Origin of the sequence: Pseudomonas sp. Ag1 (assembly GCF_000278565.1) — a bacterium.
In the GTDB taxonomy this organism is placed as follows: Bacteria; Pseudomonadota; Gammaproteobacteria; order Pseudomonadales; family Pseudomonadaceae; genus Aquipseudomonas.
This window is the reverse complement of the sequence record NZ_AKVH01000092.1, coordinates 87,453-109,402: the sequence shown is the minus strand read 5'-3', so window position 1 is coordinate 109,402 and position 21,950 is coordinate 87,453. Positions and strand designations below refer to the sequence as shown.

Sequence of the window (21,950 nt, the reverse complement as noted above, 5' to 3'; positions counted from 1 at the left end):
GCGGGGCAGAGCGCTTTGGTTACTTTGCCGCTTTTTTGCAAAGTGACTCGCTGTAAGAGCGAAACCATAAGCCGCCGTGACCGCAGCAACGGATATGCCCCCCCCCCAACAACCTAAACCGAAAACCGAGCCACCATCGTGTTGAGATCCACCGCCAACCGCGACAACTCCTGGCTCGCCGCACTGGTCTGGTTCGCCCCCGCCGACGTCTGCTGTGCCAAATCGCGAATATTCATCAAATTGCGATCCACCTCCCGCGCCACCGCCGCCTGTTCTTCCGAGGCACTGGCAATCACCAGGTTGCGCTCGTTGATCAGGGTAAACGCCGAAGCAATCTCCTCCAGCGCCGTCCCCGCCGACTTGGCGATATCCAACGTTGACCGCGCCCGAGTATTGCTCTGCTGCATGGAGCTGACAGCCTGATCAGTCCCCTGCTGAATCCCACTGATCATCTGCTCGATTTCCTGGGTCGACTGCTGCGTACGATGGGCCAAGGCACGCACCTCATCCGCCACCACCGCAAACCCACGCCCGGCATCCCCGGCTCGCGCCGCTTCGATGGCGGCATTCAGCGCCAGCAAATTGGTCTGCTCGGCAATCGAACGAATCACATCCAGCACCTTACTGATGCCATACACCTTCTGCGCCAGGTCCTCCACCTGAGTCGCATTGGCCGTCACATCATCCGCCAGGGACTCAATCGACAACACCGTCTGATGCACCTGCTCGCGACCATGCTGGGCAATACGGTCCGACTCACGGGACGCCTGTGAAGTGGCCACCGCATTGCTCGCCACCTCCTCCACCGCCGCCGTCATTTGGTTCACCGCAGTAGCCGCCTGCTCGATTTCCTGACTCTGCTGATGCAACCCACGGGTGGCATCTTCGGTCACGCAACTAAGCTCTTCGGAAGCCGACGCCAACTGGCTGGACGAATCGGAAATACGCCGAATGGTTTCCCGCAGGCTCTCCTGCATGCTTTTCAGCGCCTGCTGCAAACGCGCCGGCTCATCCTGGCCGCTGACAGTAATCACCCCGGTCAGATCGCCACTGGCCACACCCTGGGCGACTTTCAAAGACTGGGATAACGGCAGCACAATACTGCGGGTCAGCAACAATGCCAGGCCGATGGTGATCAGCGCCGTCACGGCAATCATGCCAACCACCCAACTGCGCGATTGCGTGAACACACTTTGCGCCAGGCTCGCCGCCTGATTGGCACTGACCTTGTTCAACGTCACCAGCTCACGCAGGGTGCCGGCCAGTTCGTCGGCCAACTGGTTCATCTCGCCGTTGACCACCTTGATCGCGTCTTCCAACTGATTCGCCCGGGAAAACGCCATCACCTGTTCCTGGCGCTGCAGGTAACGCTCTTCCTCGGTTTTAAAGCGATCGAACAGCACCCGCTCTTCAGGCAGCACGATCAAGCCTTCATAGAGGGACTGAGCCTTGTGCAGGCCGCTTTTCAGCTCGGTGATTTTCTGCTCATTTTGCGTGATCGCCTGCGGGTCGCGGTTAAGCAGCAGCCGCAGCGTCAGGGCCCGCACCCGCAGCAGGTCCTGATTCATCTCGCCGACCGCCATCACGCTGGGCAGCCAGTTGTTTTCCACCTGGTCAGACTGCTGGCGCATATTGCCCATCTGCAACAAGGCGAACCCGCCCAGGGCAAACACCATCAGCGCCAGCAAACCAAACCCCAGGCCGGCGCGAGGGGCGATATTCAGACTTCTGATATTCATGCTCGGAATCCTTCCAAAAGCGCTGCATCCACCTGCAGCGGGCTCTTGAAAGGTATCGGCGAGTTGAGACTTTTGCCTAAGACGAAAACGCGATATCAAAACGCCTTATGATCGCCCCGCCCCGCCTGTAGCGATTCAGCTAAACCCATCACCTGGGCTTGGGCAGAATCGCCAGGAAATTGTCCCGTGCGACCTTTCTGGCCACATCCTCAGGCAACGCATCGAGGAACGGGTCAAAGCTGCGCATTTCCTTACCGAGCTTGTTGAAGCGTCCTACCACGTCTGAGCCAAGCATGAAGCGGTCCGGGAAGCGCTCCACCAGCTTTACCCACTCAGGGCGTGCCTTTCCCGCCTCATCCAGCAAGTAAGGCGTGAGCACGCTCCAGGACAGGTCGACGTAAAGGTTGGGGTAAGCCTCCAGCATGCGCGCCAGGGTCGGCAGCAAAAAATCCATCTGCGTCTGGTGCCGATGGATCTCCATGCTGCTGCCCGCATGGGCCCAGATAAACCGGGTGTGCGGGTGATTACGCAGCGGCTCTTCCATTTCCGCCAGGTACAACGGATTTTTCTCACGCTTGGAGGTGATGTTGGAATGCACCATCACCGGCAGATCATTCTCCGCGGCCAGGTGATAGATGCGGGTCATCGCCTCGTTGTTGGCCCTTGGAGTGTCGCCGGAGGTCAGCGCGGTCAGGTCGTCGTGACGGGTGAAGACTTCGCCGATGCCTTGCCAGAGCCCAGGATTGAGATCGAGCATGCGCTGGATATGGGATGCGGCATTTTTATCGTTGGGATTGAAACCACTGAGGAACGGATGAAAGCGCTGACGTTGCTCCGGGCTCAGTTTATTGACCGCATCGGCGACGAACACGTCGGTGGCGCTGTACCAATAGGCGTCGGCGTCGTCCCCGGCGTAATAGCGCGGCCGCTTGGGTTCGTCCTCATGCCATTTCTTGGCCACCGGTATGCCGGAAATCATCACGTGCTCGATGCGATTATCGGCCATGGCCTTGAGTAATTTATCCATGCCCGCCGACTCCTGGAAGAAATCGACGTAATGCAGGTGTGCATCGCTGTAGGCATAGTCGCGAGCCTGCACCGCAAGGCTTGCGGCGGTCAGCAACAGGGCAATACTCAGGCGGGTCCGGCGCACGGGGGTATCTCAAACAAGGGCTAATGCCGGTAGACCTCGGACCGCGCCTGCGGGTTCAGCGGTAAACAACGGGGAACACCAACGTGCCAGCATGCTCTATAACTGCATGAGCTTCTTCCTGCCACCCTGTGAGGTTTGCCATGCCTGTTACCGTGAACACGCTGAACGCCGAAAACTTCCGCCACAGCGTCAATATCAATAACCACGAGCTGTTTACCGACCTGCCCAAGAGCCTGGGCGGCGACGATTCGGCGCCCTCCCCCCACGATTACTTCGACGCCGCACTGGCGTCCTGCAAGGCCCTGACCGTCAAGCTCTATGCGCAGAAAAAAGACATACCGCTGACCGGCGTGACCGTGGAAGTCACCCATGACAGCACCGAAGAGCAAAAGGGCAAATACAAGCTCAACGTCAAACTGACCCTCAAGGGCGTACTCACTGACGAGCAGCGCGACGAGCTGCACCGCGTGGCGGATCGCTGCCCGGTGCACAAGCTGATGACCACGGCCGAAGTTACCATTGAGACCCGGCTCTCCGAAGGCGCCTTCAGCCAGTAGCGGCAACCTCCCGTCGAGCGGGTTATGCTCAGTACCATCAGACCCGCTCAGACTGGGAAGCACCATGACCACCGTGACCGTGATTCGCCCGCGCGCCGAAGATGTGGAAGGCCAACCGATCCTGCGCCCACTGCCCTCCAGGCAATGCCGCAGCGTCGGGCCTTTCGTGTTTTTCGACCATATGCTGCAAACCCGTTATGCCCCGGGTACCGGCATGAACATTCGCCAACACCCGCACATCGGCCTCTCTACCCTGACCTACCTGTTTGAAGGCGAACTCCTGCACAAGGACAGCCTCGGCTCCGATCAGGTGGTCAAGGCCGGGGACGTCAGCTGGATGACAGCCGGCAGTGCCATTGCCCACGTTGAACGCAGCCCCGAGGCGTTGAAGGCCAGTGGTTTCAGCCTGCACGGGTTGCAAGTGTGGCTGGCCTCCCCCAAGGAACATGAACAAGGGCCTGGGCATTACAGCCATCATCCGGCCGCCAGCTTGCCGGTGAGCGATAACCTCGGCGTGCAGATTCGCCTGATTGCCGGCAATGGCTTTTGCCTCGAATCGCCGGTGCCGGTGTTGTCGCACACCTTGTATGCCGAGGTGCGGATGCAGACGGCTACCACCCTGCTGATCCCGGATGAGCATGAAGAACGGGCGGTGTATGTGCTGGAGGGTGAGGCGCAGTTGGATGGCGAAGCGCTGGAGGTGCATAGCCTGGTGGTGTTGCCGGCAGGCGCAAGCATGGGGCTGTTTGCCGAGACTGATTGCCACCTGGTGGTGTTCGGCGGCGCGGCGCTGGATGGGCCACGGCGGATTAACTGGAATTTTGTCGCGAGTGATCCGGCGTTGATCGAGCAGGCTCGGCAGCGTTGGGCGGCTGGGGATTGGCCGACAGTGCCGGGGGAAAGTGAGCGGATCGAGTTGCCTGGAGGCAAGGCTTAAGCGCTTTATTGCCTGTGAAACAGCCTTCGCGAGCAAGCCCGCTCCCACATTTCGACCGCGTTCCTTCAGGATGTACACGGTTAAAATGTGGGAGCGGGCTTGCTCGCGAAGGGGCCAGCTCAGGCAACCGAACTATCAGCCCTTGAACACTTCATCCAGCAAGTTATGCATCGACTGAAAGGCCCGCGCAGCGGTCTTCGCGTCATACATCATCTTGCCCGGCACATTCGCGTGCGGGTCGGTAAACGAGTGCACCGCACCGCCGTAGCTCAGCAATTGCCAATCCACACCGGCGGCGTTCATTTCGTCTTCAAACGCCGGCAGTTGCTCCTTCGGCACCAACGGGTCGGAAGCACCGTGCAACACCAGCACGGAACCCTTGATGTTTTTTGCATCGGCCGGGTTCGGCGTGTCGAGGCTGCCGTGGAACGAAACGGCAGCTTTCAACGGTGCACCGGTACGTGCCAGCTCCAGGGAGCAGCAACCACCGAAGCAGAAACCAAAGGTCGCCAGCTTCGAGGTATCCACCGCCGCTTCAGTCTGGGTTTTCAGGTGATCAAGCGCGACCTGCATGCGCTTGTTCAACAGCGGCCGGTCATTCTTCAACGGCATCATCGCCGCACCCGCTTCATCGCCGTTCGAAGGGCGGACGGTTTGCCCGTACAGGTCGGCAAGCAGCACCACGTAGCCCTTGCTGGCCACGCTCTTGGCGATCTCTTCAGCGCCGGCACTGACACCCATCCAGTTCGGCGCCATCAACAACCCTGGCAGCGGGCCCTTATGACTGGCATCAAATGCCAGGCGGCTTTCATAAGACTGGCCATCAATCTGATAGACCACGGAACGCACGGTGATTTGGCTCATCATTTACTCCAGGTGAAAGGCTCCAGAACGAAAAAACCCGCCGAAGCGGGTTTTTCTACAACGGTGTTAAACCGACAGTTCAACCAACAGCTTGTTCAGTCGGCGCACATAAGCGGCCGGGTCTTTCAGGCTGTCGCCGGCAGCCAGGGCTGCCTGGTCGAAGAGGATGTGCGACAGGTCGCCAAACCGCTCTTCGCTCTGCTCGCCGTCGAGTTTCTCGATCAGCGGGTGCGCCGGGTTGAATTCGAAGATCGGCTTGGAATCCGGAACCTTCTGACCGCTGGCTTCCAGGATCTGACGCATCTGCATGCCCAGGTCCTGCTCGCCGATGGCCAGGATCGCCGGGGAATCGGTCAGACGGTGGGAAACCCGCACTTCGCTGACGGCATCGCCCAAGGCGGTCTTGATTCGCTCAACCAGACCCTCTTTGGACTTGGCCACTTCTTCAGCGGCTTTCTTGTCTTCTTCGGAATCCAGGTTGCCCAGGTCCAGGTCGCCGCGGGCGACGTCAACAAAGCTCTTGCCGTCGAAGTCGCTGAGGTAGCTCATCAGCCACTCGTCGATGCGGTCGGTCAGCAGCAGCACTTCGATGCCTTTCTTGCGGAAGACTTCCAGGTGCGGGCTGTTCTTGACCTGAGCGTAGGTTTCACCGGTCAGGTAGTAGATCTTGTCCTGACCTTCCTTGGCGCGCGCCAGGTATTCGGCCAGGGAAACGTTCTGCTCGCCGTCGTCACCGTTGGTCGATGCGAAACGCAGCAGGCCGGCGATTTTTTCCTTGTTGGCGAAATCTTCTGCCGGGCCTTCTTTCATGACCTGGCCGAAGTTTTTCCAGAAGCCCTTGTATTGCTCAGGCTCGTTTTTCGCCAGCTTCTCCAGCATGTCGAGGACACGCTTGGTCAGCGCCGACTTCATCGAGTCGATGATCGGGTCTTTCTGCAGGATTTCCCGCGACACGTTCAGCGACAGGTCGTTGGAGTCAACCACACCCTTGATAAAGCGCAGGTACAACGGCAGGAACGATTCCGCCTGGTCCATCACGAATACGCGCTGCACATACAGCTTCAGGCCTTTCGGCGCTTCACGCTGGTACAGGTCGAACGGAGCACGGGCCGGTACGTAGAGCAGCGAGCTGTATTCCAGCTTGCCTTCGACCTTGTTGTGGCTCCAGCTCAGCGGGTTTTCGTAATCGTGGGCAATGTGCTTGTAGAACTCCTGGTATTCCTCGTCCTTGACTTCGGTACGAGGACGGGTCCACAGGGCGCTGGCGCGGTTGACCACTTCCCATTCCTGGGCTGGGGCTTCTTCGCCTTCGGCCGCCGCTTGTTCTTTCGGCAACTCGATCGGCAACGCGATGTGGTCGGAGTACTTCTTGATGATATTGCGCAGACGCCAGCCATCGGCGAACTCGTCTTCACCGGACTTCAGGTGCAGGACGATGCGGGTACCACGATCAGCCTTGTCGACAGTGGCGATTTCAAATTCGCCCTCGCCCTTGGAAGACCAGTGCACGCCTTCGCTGGCGGCAAGGCCGGCACGGCGGCTGAATACTTCAACCTTGTCGGCAACGATGAAGGCCGAGTAGAAGCCCACGCCGAACTGGCCGATCAGGTGCGAATCTTTCTTCTGGTCGCCCGACAGGTTCTTCATGAAATCAGCGGTGCCGGATTTGGCGATGGTCCCCAGGTGGGTGATCGCATCGTCACGGCTCATGCCGATACCGTTGTCTTCGAGGGTGACGGTTTTCGCGTCCTTGTCGAAGCTCACACGGATTTTCAGTTCCGCGCCACCTTCCAGCAACTCAGGCTTGGACAGGGCTTCGAAACGTAATTTGTCGACAGCGTCAGAGGCGTTCGAGATCAATTCGCGAAGGAAAATTTCCTTGTTGGAATACAGCGAATGGATCATGAGGTGCAGCAGTTGCTTCACCTCGGTCTGGAAGCCCAGGGTTTCCTTTTGAGTTTCCACACTCATGGTCATCAAACTCCAATTGGATGGCAGTGGCCGCGCCCTTGAGGGTTGGCGGCGGGTTGTCATCAAAGTTGGGGGCTAAGACCAGGATTTCAAGGGCGGGCCGGTTCCTCAATCTTGAAATGCGCGCGGGCGGTGGCAATCGGTTCGGCCGGGGTGCTTTGCCAGGCGGTAATAGCCACATTGGCCACCCGTCGGCCCTGGCGCCACACCTGGCATTTGGCGTAGGTGTCGCGAAACTGGCCGGCGCGCAGGTAATCCAGGGAGAAATCGATGATCTTGGGAACGCCAGGCGCACCGGTGAATACCAGCAAATGCAAGGCTGCGGACAGCTCCATGAAGCCCGCGATCACCCCGCCGTGGATCGCCGGCAATATCGGGTTACCAATGTTGTCCTTGTTGGCCGGCATGCGAAACAGCAATTCATCCCCCAGCCGCGTGCATTCGATGCCAATCAGCCTGGCGTAGGGAATCAGGTTGAGCAGCGCCTCATAGTTGCCCCGTTCGTGGGCTTGCTGCAGACGGGTCTTGAACTGATGTTTCATGCCTGTTCTCCCTTGATTGCATTGCCCAGGCCCTGGCTGCCCTTGAGGCGCTTGCCCATGCGCATGAACGTGCCCACCACGTGGGCAATCGGTTGCTGCGGATCGTCCTGGTAGGCGAAGCCGCGGGTGAAGATCACGTCGGTGGTCACCCGGTAGCACTGGGCAAAGCCGAATACCGGTTTATGGGGCTCGGCCGGGTGCATGTAGTCGATGCGCAGGTCCAGGGTCGGGCAAACCTCGAACTCCGGCAGTACGCACAAGGTAGCCATGCCACAGGCGGTGTCCATCAAGGATGTGATGGCGCCGCCGTGGATCACGCCGGTCTGCGGGTCACCGACGATATGCGGAGCATAGGGCAGCACCAGCGTCATGCCGTCCTCACTGGCGGCGTGCACCTGGATGCCCAGCACCTGGCAGTGGCGCAAGGCTGAAACAAAGCGCGTGGCACGGGATAAAAGAGGATTTTCGGTCATTCGTTAAAGACTCTTATTAGTGTGGAGCCGGCGGAGTAGACAACCTTGCTGAAAGTTCCCTAGGGAAAAGCCTTATATATCTGTGAGATTTAAGGAACTAAGCGTTGGGCATAGGCTCGAAAGGCCAGTAGATATCTTCAATAAGGAGAAACACCCCATGCGCAAGACTTTAGCTATTTCCATGATGCTGGCTGCTGCCCTCGGCCTCGCTGCCTGCGACAAAAAATCCGAAGACAAAGCCCAAGACGCCGCAGCCCACTCTGAGCAAGCTCAAAAAGACATGGCGAAAGCACAGGATAAAGTGAACGACGCTGCGAAAGAAAACGCCGATGCTGCCAAAGCTCAGGCTGAATCGAACGAAGCTGCAGCGAAAGAAGCAACACCTGCAACCGGTTCTTGAGTCTGACGACTTGAACACTGTGACTTGAAAAGTCATGTTGCAAAAGAAAGCCCGCTTAATAGCGGGCTTTACTTTGTCCGGTGCTTTTAACCCGGCCGGGCAGCTCGAAACTTCGAACTAAACCTCGGCACAAGTTAGTGGCTAAACGTTTAAGCCATCGCTTCACTGCGTTTGCCCAGCAGGCGGTCAATCACCACCGCAACCACCAGCGTCATCACCGAAGGCACCAGCCACGCCAGGCCCTGCTCGCTCAGCGGCAGGTGAGCCAGTTGCGATGGCATCCAGTCAGCCAGGCCCGCGCCCTTCAGCGCGTCAATGCAACCGAAGATGAACGACACCAGCATCACCGGGCCAACGATCCGGCCCTGCTCCTGCCAGAAGTCCTTACAGAAGCTCAGGGCCACCAGCACGATGCACGGCGGGTAGATGGCTGTCAGCACCGGGATCGAGAACGCGATCAGCTTGGTCAGGCCCAAGTTGGACACAAACAGCGAGAATACCGCCAGGATCACCACCAGGGTCTTATAGGACAGCGGCAGTACGCGGCTGAAGTACTCGGCGCAGGCGCAGGTCAGGCCCACCGCGGTTACCAGGCACGCCAGGGAAATCAGCACGGCGAGGAAGCCGCTGCCCAGGGAGCCGAAGGTGTGCTGGACGTAGGCGTGCAGCACGGCGGCGCCGTTGGCGGCACCGGCCGCCACTTCATGGCTGCCCGAACCGAGGCGGAACAGGCTGATGTACACCAGCGCCAGGCCCACACCGGCAATCAGCCCGGCGATGATCGCGTAGCGGGTGATCAGCTTCGGCGACTCGACGCCACGGGAGCGGATCGCGTTGACGATCACAATGCCGAATACCAGCGCGCCGAGGGTATCCATGGTCAGGTAACCATTGATAAAGCCCTGGGAGAACGGTGCCGCCACGTACTCAGGGGTGGCAACACCCACATCGCCGGCCGGCAAGGCAAAGGCAGCAATGCCCAAGACGGCCAGGGCGATGATCTTCAACGGTGCCAGGAAACGACCGACGGTATCCAGCAGGCGGCCCGGGTACAGGGAGATGAAGAACACCAACAGGAAGTACACCGAGCTGTAGAGGAACAGCGCCAGCGGGCTTTCACCGGTCAGCGGCGCCAGGCCCACTTCAAAGGAAACGGTGGCGGTTCGCGGGGTGGCGAACAACGGGCCGACAGCCAGGTAGGCCGCCGCTGCCAGCAAGCCACCGGCGATCTTGCCGATCGGACTGCTCAACGCGTCCATCCCACCACCGACCTTGGCCAGGGCGACAACGGTGATCACCGGCAAACCGACCGCGGTGATCAGGAAGCCCAGCGCTGCCATCCAGACATGAGGCCCGGACTGCAAACCGACGATTGGCGGGAAGATGATGTTGCCGGCGCCCACGAACAGGGCAAAAGTCATAAAGCCCAACGCCAGGATGTCCTGGCTTTTCAACACTTTCATTTGAGGAAATACCACACTACTGAATCGGAATTTAGAGAGGGCTTCCCTATGGATGAGGGAAATACTGCCGGTCCGGATGGGGACCGACCGGTCTGGCGCGAGGCTTCCTTTTGGGAGGCACACGCATAAAGAGGCGGCTAGCCTAACGAATTTGCGGGTCAAACGCACTGTTGCGGGGCGAACTGTCCGATAAGCGACATTTTTATGTCGCGTTTTTATATCTAAATTTTGAAATACGATCGAATGTGGGAGCGGGCTTGCTCGCGAAAGCGGTGTATCAGCCACTCATGAGCTGACTGACACACCGCTTTCGCGAGCAAGCCCGCTCCCACATGTTGATCTCCACCAACCTTCAGAATGCACAAAGGCCACCCGAAGGTGGCCTTTGTGGGGTGAAGCGTCAGTTAAGCGCGAGGCTTACTTGACAGCCCAACCGGTCAGCTCGGACAAAGCCTTGCCGATGTCTGCCAGCGAACGCACGGTTTTAACGCCTGCGTCTTCCAGGGCAGCAAACTTCTCGTCTGCAGTACCCTTGCCGCCAGAGATGATTGCGCCAGCATGGCCCATGCGCTTGCCAGCAGGGGCAGTCACACCAGCGATGTAGGAAACAACCGGCTTGGTCACGTGTGCCTTGATGTAGGCAGCCGCTTCTTCTTCAGCCGAACCGCCGATCTCACCGATCATTACGATCGCTTCGGTCTTCGGGTCTTCCTGGAACAGCTTCAGGATGTCGATGAAGTTCGAGCCTGGGATCGGGTCACCGCCGATGCCGACGCAAGTCGACTGACCGAAACCGGCGTCAGTAGTCTGCTTGACAGCTTCGTAGGTCAGGGTGCCGGAACGGGAAACGATACCGACTTTACCTGGCAAGTGAATGTGACCTGGCATGATGCCGATCTTGCATTCGCCTGGAGTGATCACGCCTGGGCAGTTAGGGCCGATCAGGACTACGCCCAGCTCGTCGCACTTAACTTTAGCGTCCAGCATGTCCAGGGTAGGAATGCCTTCGGTGATGCAAACGATCAGCTTGATGCCGCCGAATGCTGCTTCCAGGATGGAGTCCTTGCAGAAAGGAGCTGGAACGTAGATCACGCTGGCGGTGGCGCCAGTGGCAGCTACAGCATCTTTCACGGTGTTGAACACTGGCAGGCCCAGGTGCTCGGTACCGCCTTTACCAGGAGTAACGCCACCCACCATCTTGGTGCCGTATTCGATGGCTTGCTGGGTGTGGAAACTACCTTGGGAACCGGTAATACCCTGGCAGATAACCTTGGTGTCTTTATTGATCAGGACGCTCATTATTTGCCCTCCGCAGCTTTGACAACTTGTTGAGCAGCGTCGGTCAGGCTGGTAGCAGCGATGATGTTCAAACCGCTTTCTGCCAGTACTTTAGCGCCCAGTTCAGCGTTGTTACCTTCAAGGCGCACAACAACCGGGATTTTAACGCCGACTTCTTTCACTGCACCGATGATGCCTTCGGCAATCATGTCGCAACGAACGATGCCGCCGAAGATGTTGACCAGTACTGCAGCGACGTTGGAGTCGGACAGGATGATCTTGAACGCTTCGGTAACGCGTTCTTTGGTGGCACCGCCGCCTACGTCGAGGAAGTTGGCTGGCTTGCCGCCATGCAGGTTGACGATGTCCATGGTACCCATGGCCAGGCCAGCACCGTTGACCATGCAACCGATGTTACCTTCCAGGGCTACGTAGTTCAGTTCGAACTTGGCAGCGTGCGCTTCGCGCGGATCGTCTTGCGACGGATCGTGGAAAGTCTTCAGCTTAGGCTGACGGTACATGGCGTTGGCGTCGATGTTGATCTTGGCATCGAGGCAATGCAGATCGCCGTCGGCCTTGATCACCAGCGGGTTCACTTCCAGCAGGGCCAGATCGTGATCCTGGAACAGTTTGGCCAGACCTACGAAGATCTTGGCGAACTGGGCAACTTGCTTGCCTTCCAGACCCAACTGGAATGCCAGCTCGCGACCCTGGAATGGCTGAGCGCCAACCAGTGGATCGATAGTGGCTTTCAGAATTTTTTCTGGGGTTTCTTCAGCGATCTTCTCAATGTCCACGCCACCTTCGGTGGAGGCCATGAACACGATGCGACGGCTCGAACGGTCAACGACAGCGCCCAGGTACAGCTCTTTAGCGATATCAGTGCACGATTCAACCAGGATCTTGGTGACTGGCTGGCCATTGGCATCAGTCTGGTAAGTCACCAGACGCTTGCCCAGCCACTGCTGAGCGAAGGCTTTGGCGTCTTCTTTGCTGCGAACCAGCTTGACGCCGCCCGCTTTACCGCGACCACCAGCGTGGACCTGGGCTTTGACAACCCACTCGGTGCCGCCGATTTTGTCGCAAGCTTCTGCTGCTGCTTCCGGGGTGTCTACTGCGTAACCCTTGGATACTGGCAGGCCGTATTCAGCGAACAGCTGCTTACCCTGATACTCGTGAAGATTCATGCTTATTACCGTCTTCGTTAGGTACTGCGCATTCGGCGCTGCGCTCTTTATTGAGTGCCGCGCCACCTGTGACTGCTGCTTGCACAGTCAAACCACCAAAGGCCTGAACCCTGGGTGGTGAAACTGCGCAAGACTGCGTCCAGCGGATATTCCGCGGTGAGTCTTGCGCACAAGGCTCACGACGGGCAACCGCCGTGGTTTCTTATTATCTCGCTTAGCGCTTCTTCTTGTTGGCGATGTGGATGGCATGGCCATTCACTGCCAACGCGGCTTCGTGCAGCGCTTCGGACAGGGTCGGATGGGAGAAAACCATCATGCCGATGTCTTCGGCGCTGGTGCCGAATTCCATACCGATTGCGCCTTGCTGAACCAGTTCTGCTGCGCCTGGGCCAATCACGTGGACGCCCAATACGCGGTCAGTCTTGGCATCAGCGATGACTTTGACAAAACCACCGGTGTCGTTGGCTGCCATGGCACGGCCAGAAGCGGCAAACGGGAAGGTGCCGACGTTAACTTCAACGCCTTCAGCTTTCAACTGCTGTTCGTTCTTGCCGACCCATGCAATTTCCGGGTGGGTGTAGATAACAGACGGGATCAGGTCGTAGTTCATCTGGGTCTTGTGACCCTTGATGCGCTCGACAACCATGATGCCTTCTTCGGAAGCCTTGTGCGCCAGCATCATGCCGCGAACCACGTCGCCAATGGCGTAGACGCCCGGCACGGTGGTAGCGCAGTGATCGTCAACGTGGATGAAACCACGCTCGTCGATGTTCACGCCGCTGTCGGAAGCCAGCAGGTCAGTGGTCACCGGACGGCGACCAACGGCTACGATCAGCTTGTCGAAAGTGATGGTCTGTTCGCCATCCTTGTCGGTGTAGGTCACGACAACTTCTTCGCCGTTAACCTTGGAACCGGTAACACGAGCGCCCAGCTTGATGTCCAGACCTTGTTTGGTCAGGGTTTTCAGCGCTTCTTTGGACACTGCGGTGTCGGCAGCCAGCAGGAACGTGTCCAGGGCTTCCAGCACGGTCACTTCGGAACCCAGGCGGGACCAGACCGAACCCAGTTCCAGGCCGATCACGCCAGCGCCGATCACGCCCAGACGTTTTGGAACCGCCTGGAATTCCAGGGCGCCGGTCGAATCAACGATCACGTTCTGGTCGACCGGAGCCGGTGGAATGTCGATTGGACGCGAACCTGGAGCCAGGATCACGTTCTCGGCTTCGATGATTTCGGTCGAACCGTCAGGCTTGGTGATTTCAACTTTCTTGCCGGCCAGCAGTTTGCCGTGGCCTTGCAGGGAAGTAACGCCGTTGGCCTTGAACAGGGTAGCAACGCCGGAAGTCAGGCCTTTAACGATGTTGGCCTTGCGGCCGACCATCGCTGGCACGTCCATGGTCACGCCAGCGTGGTTGATGCCGTGGATGGCAAAACCGTCTTGCGCTTCGTGGAATTTCCAGGAGCTGTCCAGCAGCGCCTTGGAAGGAATGCAGCCAACGTTCAGGCAAGTACCGCCCAGCGCCAGTTTGCCTTCCTTGTCGGTGTATTTTTCGATGCAAGCAGTCGAGAGGCCCAGTTGTGCGGCCTTGATGGCGGCAACGTAGCCGCCAGGGCCTGCGCCAATCACTACAACGTCAAATTTCTGCGACATGAAAAAAAATCCTCTTTAGCTAAAAGCTTCAAGCCGTGAGCCGCACTCCGGCCTGCCTCGCGGCAGACCGGGTGGTACGGCGCACCGCCGCTTTATCAGATATCCAGCAGCAGACGAGCCGGGTCTTCCAGCAGGTTCTTGATGGTCACCAGGAAAGTCACGGCTTCTTTACCATCGATCAGGCGGTGATCGTACGACAGCGCCAGGTACATCATCGGGCGGATAACCACTTGGCCGTTGATCGCCATAGGACGCTGCAGAATGTTGTGCATGCCCAGGATCGCAGCTTGTGGCGGGTTGACGATCGGAGTCGACATCATCGAACCGAAAGTACCACCGTTGGTGATGGTGAAGGTACCACCGGTCATCTCGTCGATGGTCAGTTTGCCGTCACGGGCCTTCTTGCCGAAGTTGGCGATGCCGCCTTCGATTTCAGCCAGGCTCATCAGCTCGGCGTTACGCAGAACCGGTACCACCAGGCCACGGTCGCTGGAGACGGCAACGCCGACGTCAGCATAACCGTGGTAAACGATGTCGCCGCCGTCGATGGAAGCGTTGACTGCCGGGAAGCGTTTCAGCGCTTCGGTGGCCGCTTTCACGAAGAACGACATGAAGCCCAGGCGTACGCCGTTGTGGGACTTCTCGAACAGGTCCTTGTACTTCGAACGCAGGGCCATGACTTCGGTCATGTCGACTTCGTTGAAAGTAGTCAGCATCGCCATGTTCGACTGTGCTTCAACCAGGCGCTTGGCCACGGTGGCACGCACGCGGGTCATCGGTACGCGCTTCTCGGTGCGGTCGCCAGCGGCGAACACAGGAGCAGCGGCAGCCGGGGCGGCAGCCTTGGCAGGCGCAGCAGCTGGAGCGTTTTTCTTGGCTTCAACGGCGGCAACCACGTCTTCCTTGGTCACACGGCCATCTTTGCCGGTGCCCTTGATGGACGCCAGGTTGATGCCGTTTTCGTCAGCCAGCTGACGCGCAGCCGGTGCAGCGATTGGATCTTCGCCACCCGCAGCCGGTGCAGCAGCTGGAGCTGCGGCAGCAGCCGGTGCCGCAGCGGCGGCAGGAGCAGGAGCAGCGGCAGCAGCACCGCCCTCTTCGATCGAGCCCAGTACCTGGTTCGACAGGACGGTAGCGCCTTCTTCGGCAACGATTGCGCCCAGCACGCCGTCAGCTTCAGCCAACACTTCGAGCACGACCTTGTCGGTTTCGATGTCGACGATCAGGTCGTCACGCTTGACGGCCTCGCCTGGTTTCTTGTGCCAGGTGGCAACGGTGCCATCGGCAACCGATTCCGGGAATGACGGGGCTTTGATTTCGATAGCCATTATCTGTGGGTCCTTAAAATTCGGTTTCAGTCAGCGCGAAGGCGTTAAACAGTGAAAGCATCTTGCAGCAGTTTTTCCTGCTGCTCGGCGTGCATCGACGCATAACCACACGCAGGTGCAGCAGAAGCATCACGACCGGCGTACTCCAGGCCCAGTGCCTGTTTGTGATTGCCGATGCTGCGACGCAGATGATGCTGGCTGCTGTACCACGCGCCCTGGTTCATCGGTTCTTCCTGACACCACACCACATTGGTGAGGTTGGTGTAAGGCGCGATGGCCTCCATCAGGTCGTCTTCCGGGAACGGGTAAAGCTGCTCGATCCGCACGATGGCGATGTCTTCGCGGCCTTCGGCACGGCGTTTTTCCAGCAAATCGTAGTAAACCTTGCCGCTGCACAGGATCAGGCGAGTGACCTTGGCCGCGTCCAGGGTGTCGATTTCTGAAATAACGGTCTGGAACGAACCATCCGCCAGATCTTCCAGGGTCGAGATGGCCAATTTATGACGCAACAGCGATTTCGGGGTGAGCACTACCAGCGGCTTGCGCAGCGGGCGGATCACCTGGCGACGCAGCAAGTGGTAGATCTGGGCCGGGGTAGTCGGCACGCACACCTGGATGTTGTGCTCGGCGCACAATTGCAGGTAACGCTCCAGACGGGCCGAGGAGTGCTCCGGACCCTGACCTTCATAACCGTGTGGCAGCAGCATGGTCAGACCGCACAGACGGCCCCACTTGTGCTCGCCGCTGGTGATGAACTGGTCGATAACCACCTGGGCACCGTTGGCGAAGTCGCCGAACTGGGCTTCCCAGATTACCAGCGCCTGAGGCGTGGTGGTCGAGTAACCGTATTCGAACGCCAGTACGGCTTCTTCGGACAGGAACGAATCGTACAGGTCGAAACGTGGCTGGCCTTCGTACAGGTTCTGCAACGGGATGTAGGTGCCCGCGTCTTTCTGGTTGTGCAACACAGCGTGACGGTGCGAGAACGTACCGCGGCCGATGTCCTGGCCGGTCATGCGGATCGGGTGACCTTCGAACGCCAGGGTCGCGTACGCCATGGTTTCAGCGTAACCCCAGTTGATCGGCAGGCCGCCGGCTTGCATCTTCTGACGGTCTTCGTAGATCTTCGCAACCTGACGCTGTACGACGAAACCGTCTGGGATTTCCAGCAGCTTGGCCGACAGTTCCTGCAGGGTTTTCAGATCGAACGAGGTGTCGTGACGCGCCGTCCAGGCGTGGCCCAGGTACGGACGCCAGTCAACGAACAGCTCTTTGTTCGGCTCTTTAACCAGGCTTTTTACGACATGCAGGCCGTTGTCCAGCGCGTTGCGGTATTCATCGATCTTCGCCTGAACACGTGCATCGTCCACCACGCCGGCCTTGATCAGGCTATCGGCATACAGCTCACGGGTGGTGCGCTGCTTGGTGATTTGCTGGTACATCAACGGTTGGGTGCCGCTAGGCTCATCCGCTTCGTTGTGACCGCGACGACGGTAGCAGACCAGGTCGATGACCACGTCACGCTTGAACTGCATGCGGTAATCGATGGCCAACTGGGTCACGAACAACACGGCTTCCGGATCATCACCATTCACATGGAGGATCGGCGCCTGGATCATCTTGGCAACGTCGGTCGCGTACTCGGTAGAGCGCGCGTCCAGCGGGTTGCTGATGGTGAAGCCCACCTGGTTGTTGATGACGATGTGAACCGTACCGCCAGTCTTGAAGCCGCGAGTCTGCGACATCTGGAAGGTTTCCAGGACCACGCCCTGACCGGCGAATGCCGCGTCACCGTGGATGGAAATCGGCAGGACCTTCTCACCGGTGGAATCGTTGCGACGATCCTGGCGCGCACGTACCGACCCCTCGACCACTGGAGAAACGATCTCCAGGTGGGATGGGTTGAACGCCATGGCCAGGTGAACTTCACCGCCGGTGGTCATTACGTTGGACGAGAAGCCCTGGTGATATTTAACGTCACCGGAACCCAGCTCGACCTTCTTCTTGCCTTCGAACTCGTCGAACAGCTCGCGCGGGTTCTTGCCGAAGGTGTTGACCAGCACGTTCAAGCGGCCACGGTGGGCCATGCCGATCACGATTTCCTTGGTGCCGTAGGAACCGGAACGCTGGATCAGCTCGTCGAGCATCGGGATCAGGCTTTCGCCGCCTTCCAGGCCGAAACGCTTGGTGCCCGGGTATTTGGTGCCCAGGTATTTTTCCAGGCCTTCCGCTGCAGTGACGCGCTCGAGCAAGTGGCTCTTGACGTCCGCAGACAGCACCGGGCGACCACGCACGCCTTCAAGGCGGTGCTGGAACCAGTGGCGCTGCTCGGAATCAGTGATGTGCGTAAATTCGGCACCGATGGTGCGGCAATATGTCTGCTGCAACGCTTCGTGAATTTCGCGTAGGCTCGCTTCCTCTTTGCCGATGAACAGGTCGCCGGCACGGAAGGTCGTATCAAGATCGGCATTGGTCAAGCCGTAATGATTGATCGACAGGTCTGCAGGTGCAGGACGCTGCCACAGCCCCAGCGGGTCAAGCTGGGCTGCCTGGTGGCCACGCATACGGTAGGCCTGGATCAGTCGCAGTACTTCAACTTGCTTCTTCTCGTGCTCACTGCTCACGCTTGCGGCAGAAACCGGCTGGGCGCGGCGCTGGTTCTTTGCCAGCAGCACGAACTGATCGCGAATTGTTGCGTGCGATACATCGGTGGCAGCGTTGCCGTCTGAAGACAACGTCTGAAATTTGGTGCGCCATTCTTCTGGCACAGCGTTAGGGTCGTGCAGGTAGAGCTCATAAAGCTCTTCCACATAGGCAGCGTTACCACCTGAAAGATAGCCGCTGTTCCACATGCGCTGCATCACGCTTTCTTGCATGCTTGGTCACCCTCGATTTGGGGACACCACCGGCGAAAACACCGAGTTTGCTTGCAAAAGGCCAAGTGCAGCGACCAAAACAAGCCACTTAGGATCACGCTGATAGTTCGGGTACCAACCCGAATGCCCCTGCTTGTCTCATTTCTTCAAAATAAGAGCCGCGTCTTTGTAAGTCGCTGCTCAAGTTAAAACTACGGCGCCGGTTGAAGCCTGCGCCGTAGCATCTACGGGCACAACGGTCCTGCTTTTACTACAACGTCGGTTACACGCCGCTTTGCAGCAGCATGCTACGTACGTGACCAATGGCCTTAGTCGGGTTCAGGCCTTTAGGACATACGTTGACGCAGTTCATGATCCCGCGGCAGCGGAATACGCTGAACGGGTCATCCAGCGAAGCCAGACGCTCGGCAGTCTTGGTGTCACGGCTGTCTGCCAGGAAGCGGTACGCTTGCAGCAGGGCAGCGGGGCCCAGGAACTTGTCGGGGTTCCACCAGAAGGACGGGCAGGAAGTCGAGCAGCAAGCGCACAGGATGCACTCGTACAGACCGTCCAGCTTCTCGCGCTCTTCCGGAGTCTGCAGACGCTCGATGGCCGGAGCCGGCGTGTCGTTCTGCAGGAATGGCTTAACCTTCTCGTATTGCTTGTAGAAGATGCTCATATCGACGACCAGGTCACGGATAACCGGCAAACCTGGCAGCGGACGAACAACCAACTTGTTGCCTTTCACCACGGAAGACAGCGGCGTGATGCACGCCAGGCCGTTCTTGCCGTTGATGTTCATGCCGTCGGAGCCGCAGACACCCTCACGGCAAGAGCGACGATAGGAGAAACCCTCGTCCTGCTCTTTAACCAGGGCCAGCACGTCCAGCACCATCAGGTCCTTACCACCGGTATCGACCTGGAATTCCTGCATGAACGGCGCAGCGTCCTGATCAGGGTTGTAGCGATAAACACTGACTTTCAACATGGCAGCCACCCTTAGTAAGTCCGAATCTTCGGTTCAAACGTCGGAACCGTCTTCGGCGAGAAGTTCACGGCACGCTTGGTTACGCGCTTGTCACCCGGGAAGTACAGGGTGTGGCACAACCAGTTTTCGTCGTCGCGGTCTTCATAGTCTTCACGAGCGTGAGCACCACGGGATTCTTTACGAACCTCGGCGGCGATCGCAGTCGCTTCAGCCACTTCCAGCAGGTTTTGCAGCTCAAGGGCTTCGATTCGAGCGGTGTTGAACGCCTGGCTCTTGTCGTTGATCTTGACGTTGGCAATGCGCGTACGCAGGTCAGCCAGCTGGGCGATACCTTTCTGCATGTATTCGCCGGTACGGAACACACCGAAGTAGTTCTGCATGCAGCTTTGCAGCTCTTTGCGCAGGGAGGCGACGTCTTCGCCATCGGTACGCGAGTTCAGGCCATCCAGACGTGCCAGGGCAGCGTCGATGTCGGACTGGCGTGGACGAACGTAATCAACGCCTTCCTTCAGGGTCTGTTCCAGGAACAGACCGGCGGCGCGACCGAATACCACCAGGTCGAGCAGCGAGTTGCCACCCAGGCGGTTGGCACCGTGAACCGATACGCACGCCACTTCACCTACCGCGAACAGACCAGGGATGATCTGGTCGACACCGTCGGCGTCCTGGGTGATCGCCTGGCCATGAATGTTGGTGGCAACGCCGCCCATCATATAGTGGCAAGTTGGAACAACCGGGATCGGCGCAACAGCCGGGTCAACGTGGGCAAAGGTCTTGGACAGCTCCATGATGCCTGGCAGACGGCTGTGCAGCACTTCTTCACCGAGGTGATCGAGCTTCAGCATCACGTGGTCGCCATCGGGACCACAGCCGTTACCGGCGATGATCTCTTTAACCATGGAACGGGCTACAACGTCACGACCGGCAAGGTCTTTGGCGTTCGGAGCATAACGCTCCATGAAGCGCTCGCCGTTCTTGTTGATCAGGTAACCACCTTCACCACGGCAACCTTCTGTAACCAGTACACCGGCGCCGGCGATGCCGGTCGGGTGGAACTGCCACATTTCGATGTCTTGTACCGGGACGCCTGCACGCAGGGCCATGCCGATACCGTCACCGGTGTTGATCAGGGCATTGGTAGTCGAAGAGTAGATACGGCCTGCACCGCCGGTCGCCAATACGGTGGCGTTAGCCCGCACGTAAGAGGTTTCGCCGGTTTCGATGCAGATAACGATCATGCCTACAAAGGCACCGTCTTCGTTCTTCACCAGGTCGACGCCGTAGTATTCGTTGAGGAATACGGTGCCGGCCTTCAGGTTGGCCTGGTACAGGGTGTGCAACAGCGCGTGACCGGTACGGTCGGCTGCGGCACAGGTACGAGCGGCCTGGCCACCCTTACCGAAGTCTTTCGACTGACCGCCGAACGGACGCTGGTAGATGCGACCCTGTTCGGTACGGGAGAACGGCAGACCCATGTGTTCCAGCTCGAAGACCGCTTCCGGGCCTACGGAGCACATGTATTCGATAGCGTCCTGGTCACCGATATAGTCGGAACCCTTGACGGTATCGTACATGTGCCAGCGCCAGTCATCGTTTGGATCGGCGGAGGCGATGGCGCACGTGATGCCACCCTGGGCCGAAACGGTGTGGGAACGGGTCGGGAACACCTTGGTGATCACGGCAGTCTTGTGACCGCCCTGGGCCAGTTGCAGCGCAGCGCGCATGCCGGCACCGCCGCCGCCAATGATGATGGCGTCGAATGAAAGCGTATTAACTGTGTTAGCCATGAATCAGATACCCCAAAGAATCTGCACACCCCAGACGAAGTAAGCGAACATCGCGACGCCGCATACTGCCTGGAAGAGAAACCGTACTGCTGTCGCGGACTTGCCCAGCGCCATCGGCGTCAGGTAGTCGGTCGCGATGGTCCACATGCCAACCCAGGCGTGAGCGCCCAGGGCTACAAGGGCCAGCAGACTGAAGATGCGCATCCCGTTGTGAGCGAACAGGCCGTGCCATTGGGCGTAGCCAATGCCAGGGTTCGCCGCGAGGTACCCGATCAGGAAGATGAAATAAGCCGCGAGAACAACCGCAGACACACGTTGCGCCATCCAGTCATAGAGGCCCGAACGCGACAGGTTCGTAACGCTGGTTACCATATCCAAACTCCCGCCAGAACGATCAGCACCACGGAAATGGCGATGACGATTTTCGAGCCCAGCTTGCCGCCTTCCAGCGTCTCACCGATACCCATGTCCATGATCAAGTGGCGAATACCGGCCACAAGGTGATAAAGCAGAGCGGACAGGAGGCCCCAGGCGACGAATTTGGCCAGCGGACTGGTCAAGCATGCCTTCACCTCGGCGTACCCTTCTTCCGAACCCAGGGATTTGCTCAATGCATAAAGCATGATGCCCAGGCCAAGAAACAGGATGATGCCGGATACACGGTGCAGGAACGACGTTACGCCGGTGATGGGGAGTTTGATGGTCCTTAGGTCTAGGTTTACAGGTCGTTGGCTATTCACGGCTTTTTTTCACACTGAAGAGCCCCTAACAATCAGG

Annotated in this window: 19 protein-coding genes and 1 pseudogene; 3 read left to right on the top strand and 17 right to left on the bottom strand. The window is 58.7% G+C overall.

All coding sequences use genetic code 11. From position 1 onward, the window contains the following. Positions 1-113 precede the first annotated feature (113 nt). The 3 genes and pseudogenes from A462_RS35220 to A462_RS20455 all read right to left on the bottom strand — a co-directional run bounded on the left by A462_RS35220 (position 114) and on the right by A462_RS20455 (position 2,892). Positions 114-977 (bottom strand): methyl-accepting chemotaxis protein, encoded by an 864-nt coding sequence (locus A462_RS35220; protein WP_404942412.1) that lies wholly within the window; start codon positions 975-977, stop codon positions 114-116. Next, positions 969-1,739, bottom strand: a pseudogene (locus tag A462_RS35215) (MCP four helix bundle domain-containing protein); the annotation flags it as partial. The pseudogene A462_RS35215 and the gene A462_RS35220, both read right to left, overlap by 9 nt. Positions 1,740-1,887: 148 nt before the next feature. Further along, positions 1,888-2,892, bottom strand: a complete 1,005-nt coding sequence (locus tag A462_RS20455) for an amidohydrolase family protein (protein ID WP_008434016.1) — start codon at positions 2,890-2,892, stop codon at positions 1,888-1,890. A gap of 140 nt (positions 2,893-3,032) precedes the next feature. Here A462_RS20455 and A462_RS20460 point away from each other — a divergent pair, with 140 nt between their 5' ends. Together A462_RS20460 and A462_RS20465 are read left to right on the top strand one after the other, a co-directional pair. Beyond that, positions 3,033-3,449 carry an OsmC family protein gene (locus A462_RS20460; RefSeq protein ID WP_003210558.1) on the top strand — a complete coding sequence of 139 codons (417 nt, stop codon included), beginning with the start codon at positions 3,033-3,035 and terminating at the stop codon, positions 3,447-3,449. A gap of 64 nt (positions 3,450-3,513) precedes the next feature. Continuing rightward, positions 3,514-4,386, top strand: coding sequence for a pirin family protein (locus A462_RS20465; RefSeq protein ID WP_008434014.1), 873 nt, complete (start codon positions 3,514-3,516; stop codon positions 4,384-4,386). 135 nt (positions 4,387-4,521) lie between these two features. Here the strand turns inward: A462_RS20465 and A462_RS20470 are convergent, their stop codons facing one another. The 4 genes from A462_RS20470 to A462_RS20485 all read right to left on the bottom strand — a co-directional run bounded on the left by A462_RS20470 (position 4,522) and on the right by A462_RS20485 (position 8,236). After that, entirely contained in the window at positions 4,522-5,250 is a 729-nt protein-coding gene (locus tag A462_RS20470; RefSeq protein WP_008434010.1) for a dienelactone hydrolase family protein, read from the bottom strand. 66 nt (positions 5,251-5,316) lie between these two features. Then, entirely contained in the window at positions 5,317-7,221 is a 1,905-nt protein-coding gene (gene htpG, locus A462_RS20475) for a molecular chaperone HtpG (RefSeq protein WP_003210561.1), read from the bottom strand. A gap of 89 nt (positions 7,222-7,310) precedes the next feature. Beyond that, positions 7,311-7,763: a PaaI family thioesterase gene (locus A462_RS20480; protein ID WP_008434008.1), complete on the bottom strand. Its 453-nt coding sequence runs from the start codon at positions 7,761-7,763 to the stop codon at positions 7,311-7,313. Next, positions 7,760-8,236, bottom strand: coding sequence for a PaaI family thioesterase (locus A462_RS20485; RefSeq protein ID WP_003210563.1), 477 nt, complete (start codon positions 8,234-8,236; stop codon positions 7,760-7,762). The genes A462_RS20480 and A462_RS20485 overlap by 4 nt, the downstream gene beginning before the upstream one ends. A gap of 157 nt (positions 8,237-8,393) precedes the next feature. Between A462_RS20485 and A462_RS20490 the strand changes: the two genes are divergently transcribed. Beyond that, entirely contained in the window at positions 8,394-8,636 is a 243-nt protein-coding gene (locus A462_RS20490; protein ID WP_003210564.1) for a hypothetical protein, read from the top strand. 149 nt (positions 8,637-8,785) lie between these two features. On the opposite strand, the gene brnQ is transcribed toward A462_RS20490, so the two are convergent. From brnQ to sdhC, 10 genes are all read right to left on the bottom strand, one after another. Continuing rightward, positions 8,786-10,099, bottom strand: coding sequence for a branched-chain amino acid transport system II carrier protein (brnQ, locus tag A462_RS20495; RefSeq protein ID WP_003210565.1), 1,314 nt, complete (start codon positions 10,097-10,099; stop codon positions 8,786-8,788). Between the two features lie 417 nt (positions 10,100-10,516). After that, entirely contained in the window at positions 10,517-11,398 is an 882-nt protein-coding gene (sucD, locus tag A462_RS20500) for a succinate--CoA ligase subunit alpha (RefSeq protein WP_003210566.1), read from the bottom strand. Continuing rightward, positions 11,398-12,564 (bottom strand): ADP-forming succinate--CoA ligase subunit beta, encoded by a 1,167-nt coding sequence (gene sucC / locus A462_RS20505; protein ID WP_003210567.1) that lies wholly within the window; start codon positions 12,562-12,564, stop codon positions 11,398-11,400. Before sucC ends, sucD begins: the two co-directional genes overlap by 1 nt. Before the next feature lie 214 nt (positions 12,565-12,778). Next, a complete protein-coding gene (gene lpdA, locus A462_RS20510; RefSeq protein ID WP_003210568.1) occupies positions 12,779-14,215 on the bottom strand; it encodes a dihydrolipoyl dehydrogenase in 1,437 nt (478 codons plus the stop codon). Between the two features lie 95 nt (positions 14,216-14,310). Beyond that, positions 14,311-15,543: a 2-oxoglutarate dehydrogenase complex dihydrolipoyllysine-residue succinyltransferase gene (gene odhB / locus A462_RS20515; protein WP_008434003.1), complete on the bottom strand. Its 1,233-nt coding sequence runs from the start codon at positions 15,541-15,543 to the stop codon at positions 14,311-14,313. Positions 15,544-15,587: 44 nt separating this feature from the next. Beyond that, the gene (locus A462_RS20520) at positions 15,588-18,419 is read right to left on the bottom strand and encodes a 2-oxoglutarate dehydrogenase E1 component (RefSeq protein ID WP_003210570.1); all 2,832 of its coding nucleotides are present in this window, start codon (positions 18,417-18,419) and stop codon (positions 15,588-15,590) included. A gap of 262 nt (positions 18,420-18,681) precedes the next feature. After that, positions 18,682-19,386 carry a succinate dehydrogenase iron-sulfur subunit gene (locus A462_RS20525; protein WP_003210571.1) on the bottom strand — a complete coding sequence of 235 codons (705 nt, stop codon included), beginning with the start codon at positions 19,384-19,386 and terminating at the stop codon, positions 18,682-18,684. Between the two features lie 11 nt (positions 19,387-19,397). Then, positions 19,398-21,173, bottom strand: coding sequence for a succinate dehydrogenase flavoprotein subunit (gene sdhA / locus A462_RS20530; RefSeq protein ID WP_008434000.1), 1,776 nt, complete (start codon positions 21,171-21,173; stop codon positions 19,398-19,400). Between the two features lie 3 nt (positions 21,174-21,176). Then, positions 21,177-21,545: a succinate dehydrogenase, hydrophobic membrane anchor protein gene (gene sdhD / locus A462_RS20535; protein ID WP_003210573.1), complete on the bottom strand. Its 369-nt coding sequence runs from the start codon at positions 21,543-21,545 to the stop codon at positions 21,177-21,179. Beyond that, positions 21,539-21,913, bottom strand: coding sequence for a succinate dehydrogenase, cytochrome b556 subunit (gene sdhC / locus A462_RS0132415; RefSeq protein WP_008433998.1), 375 nt, complete (start codon positions 21,911-21,913; stop codon positions 21,539-21,541). The genes sdhD and sdhC overlap by 7 nt, the downstream gene beginning before the upstream one ends. Positions 21,914-21,950: the final 37 nt, after the last annotated feature.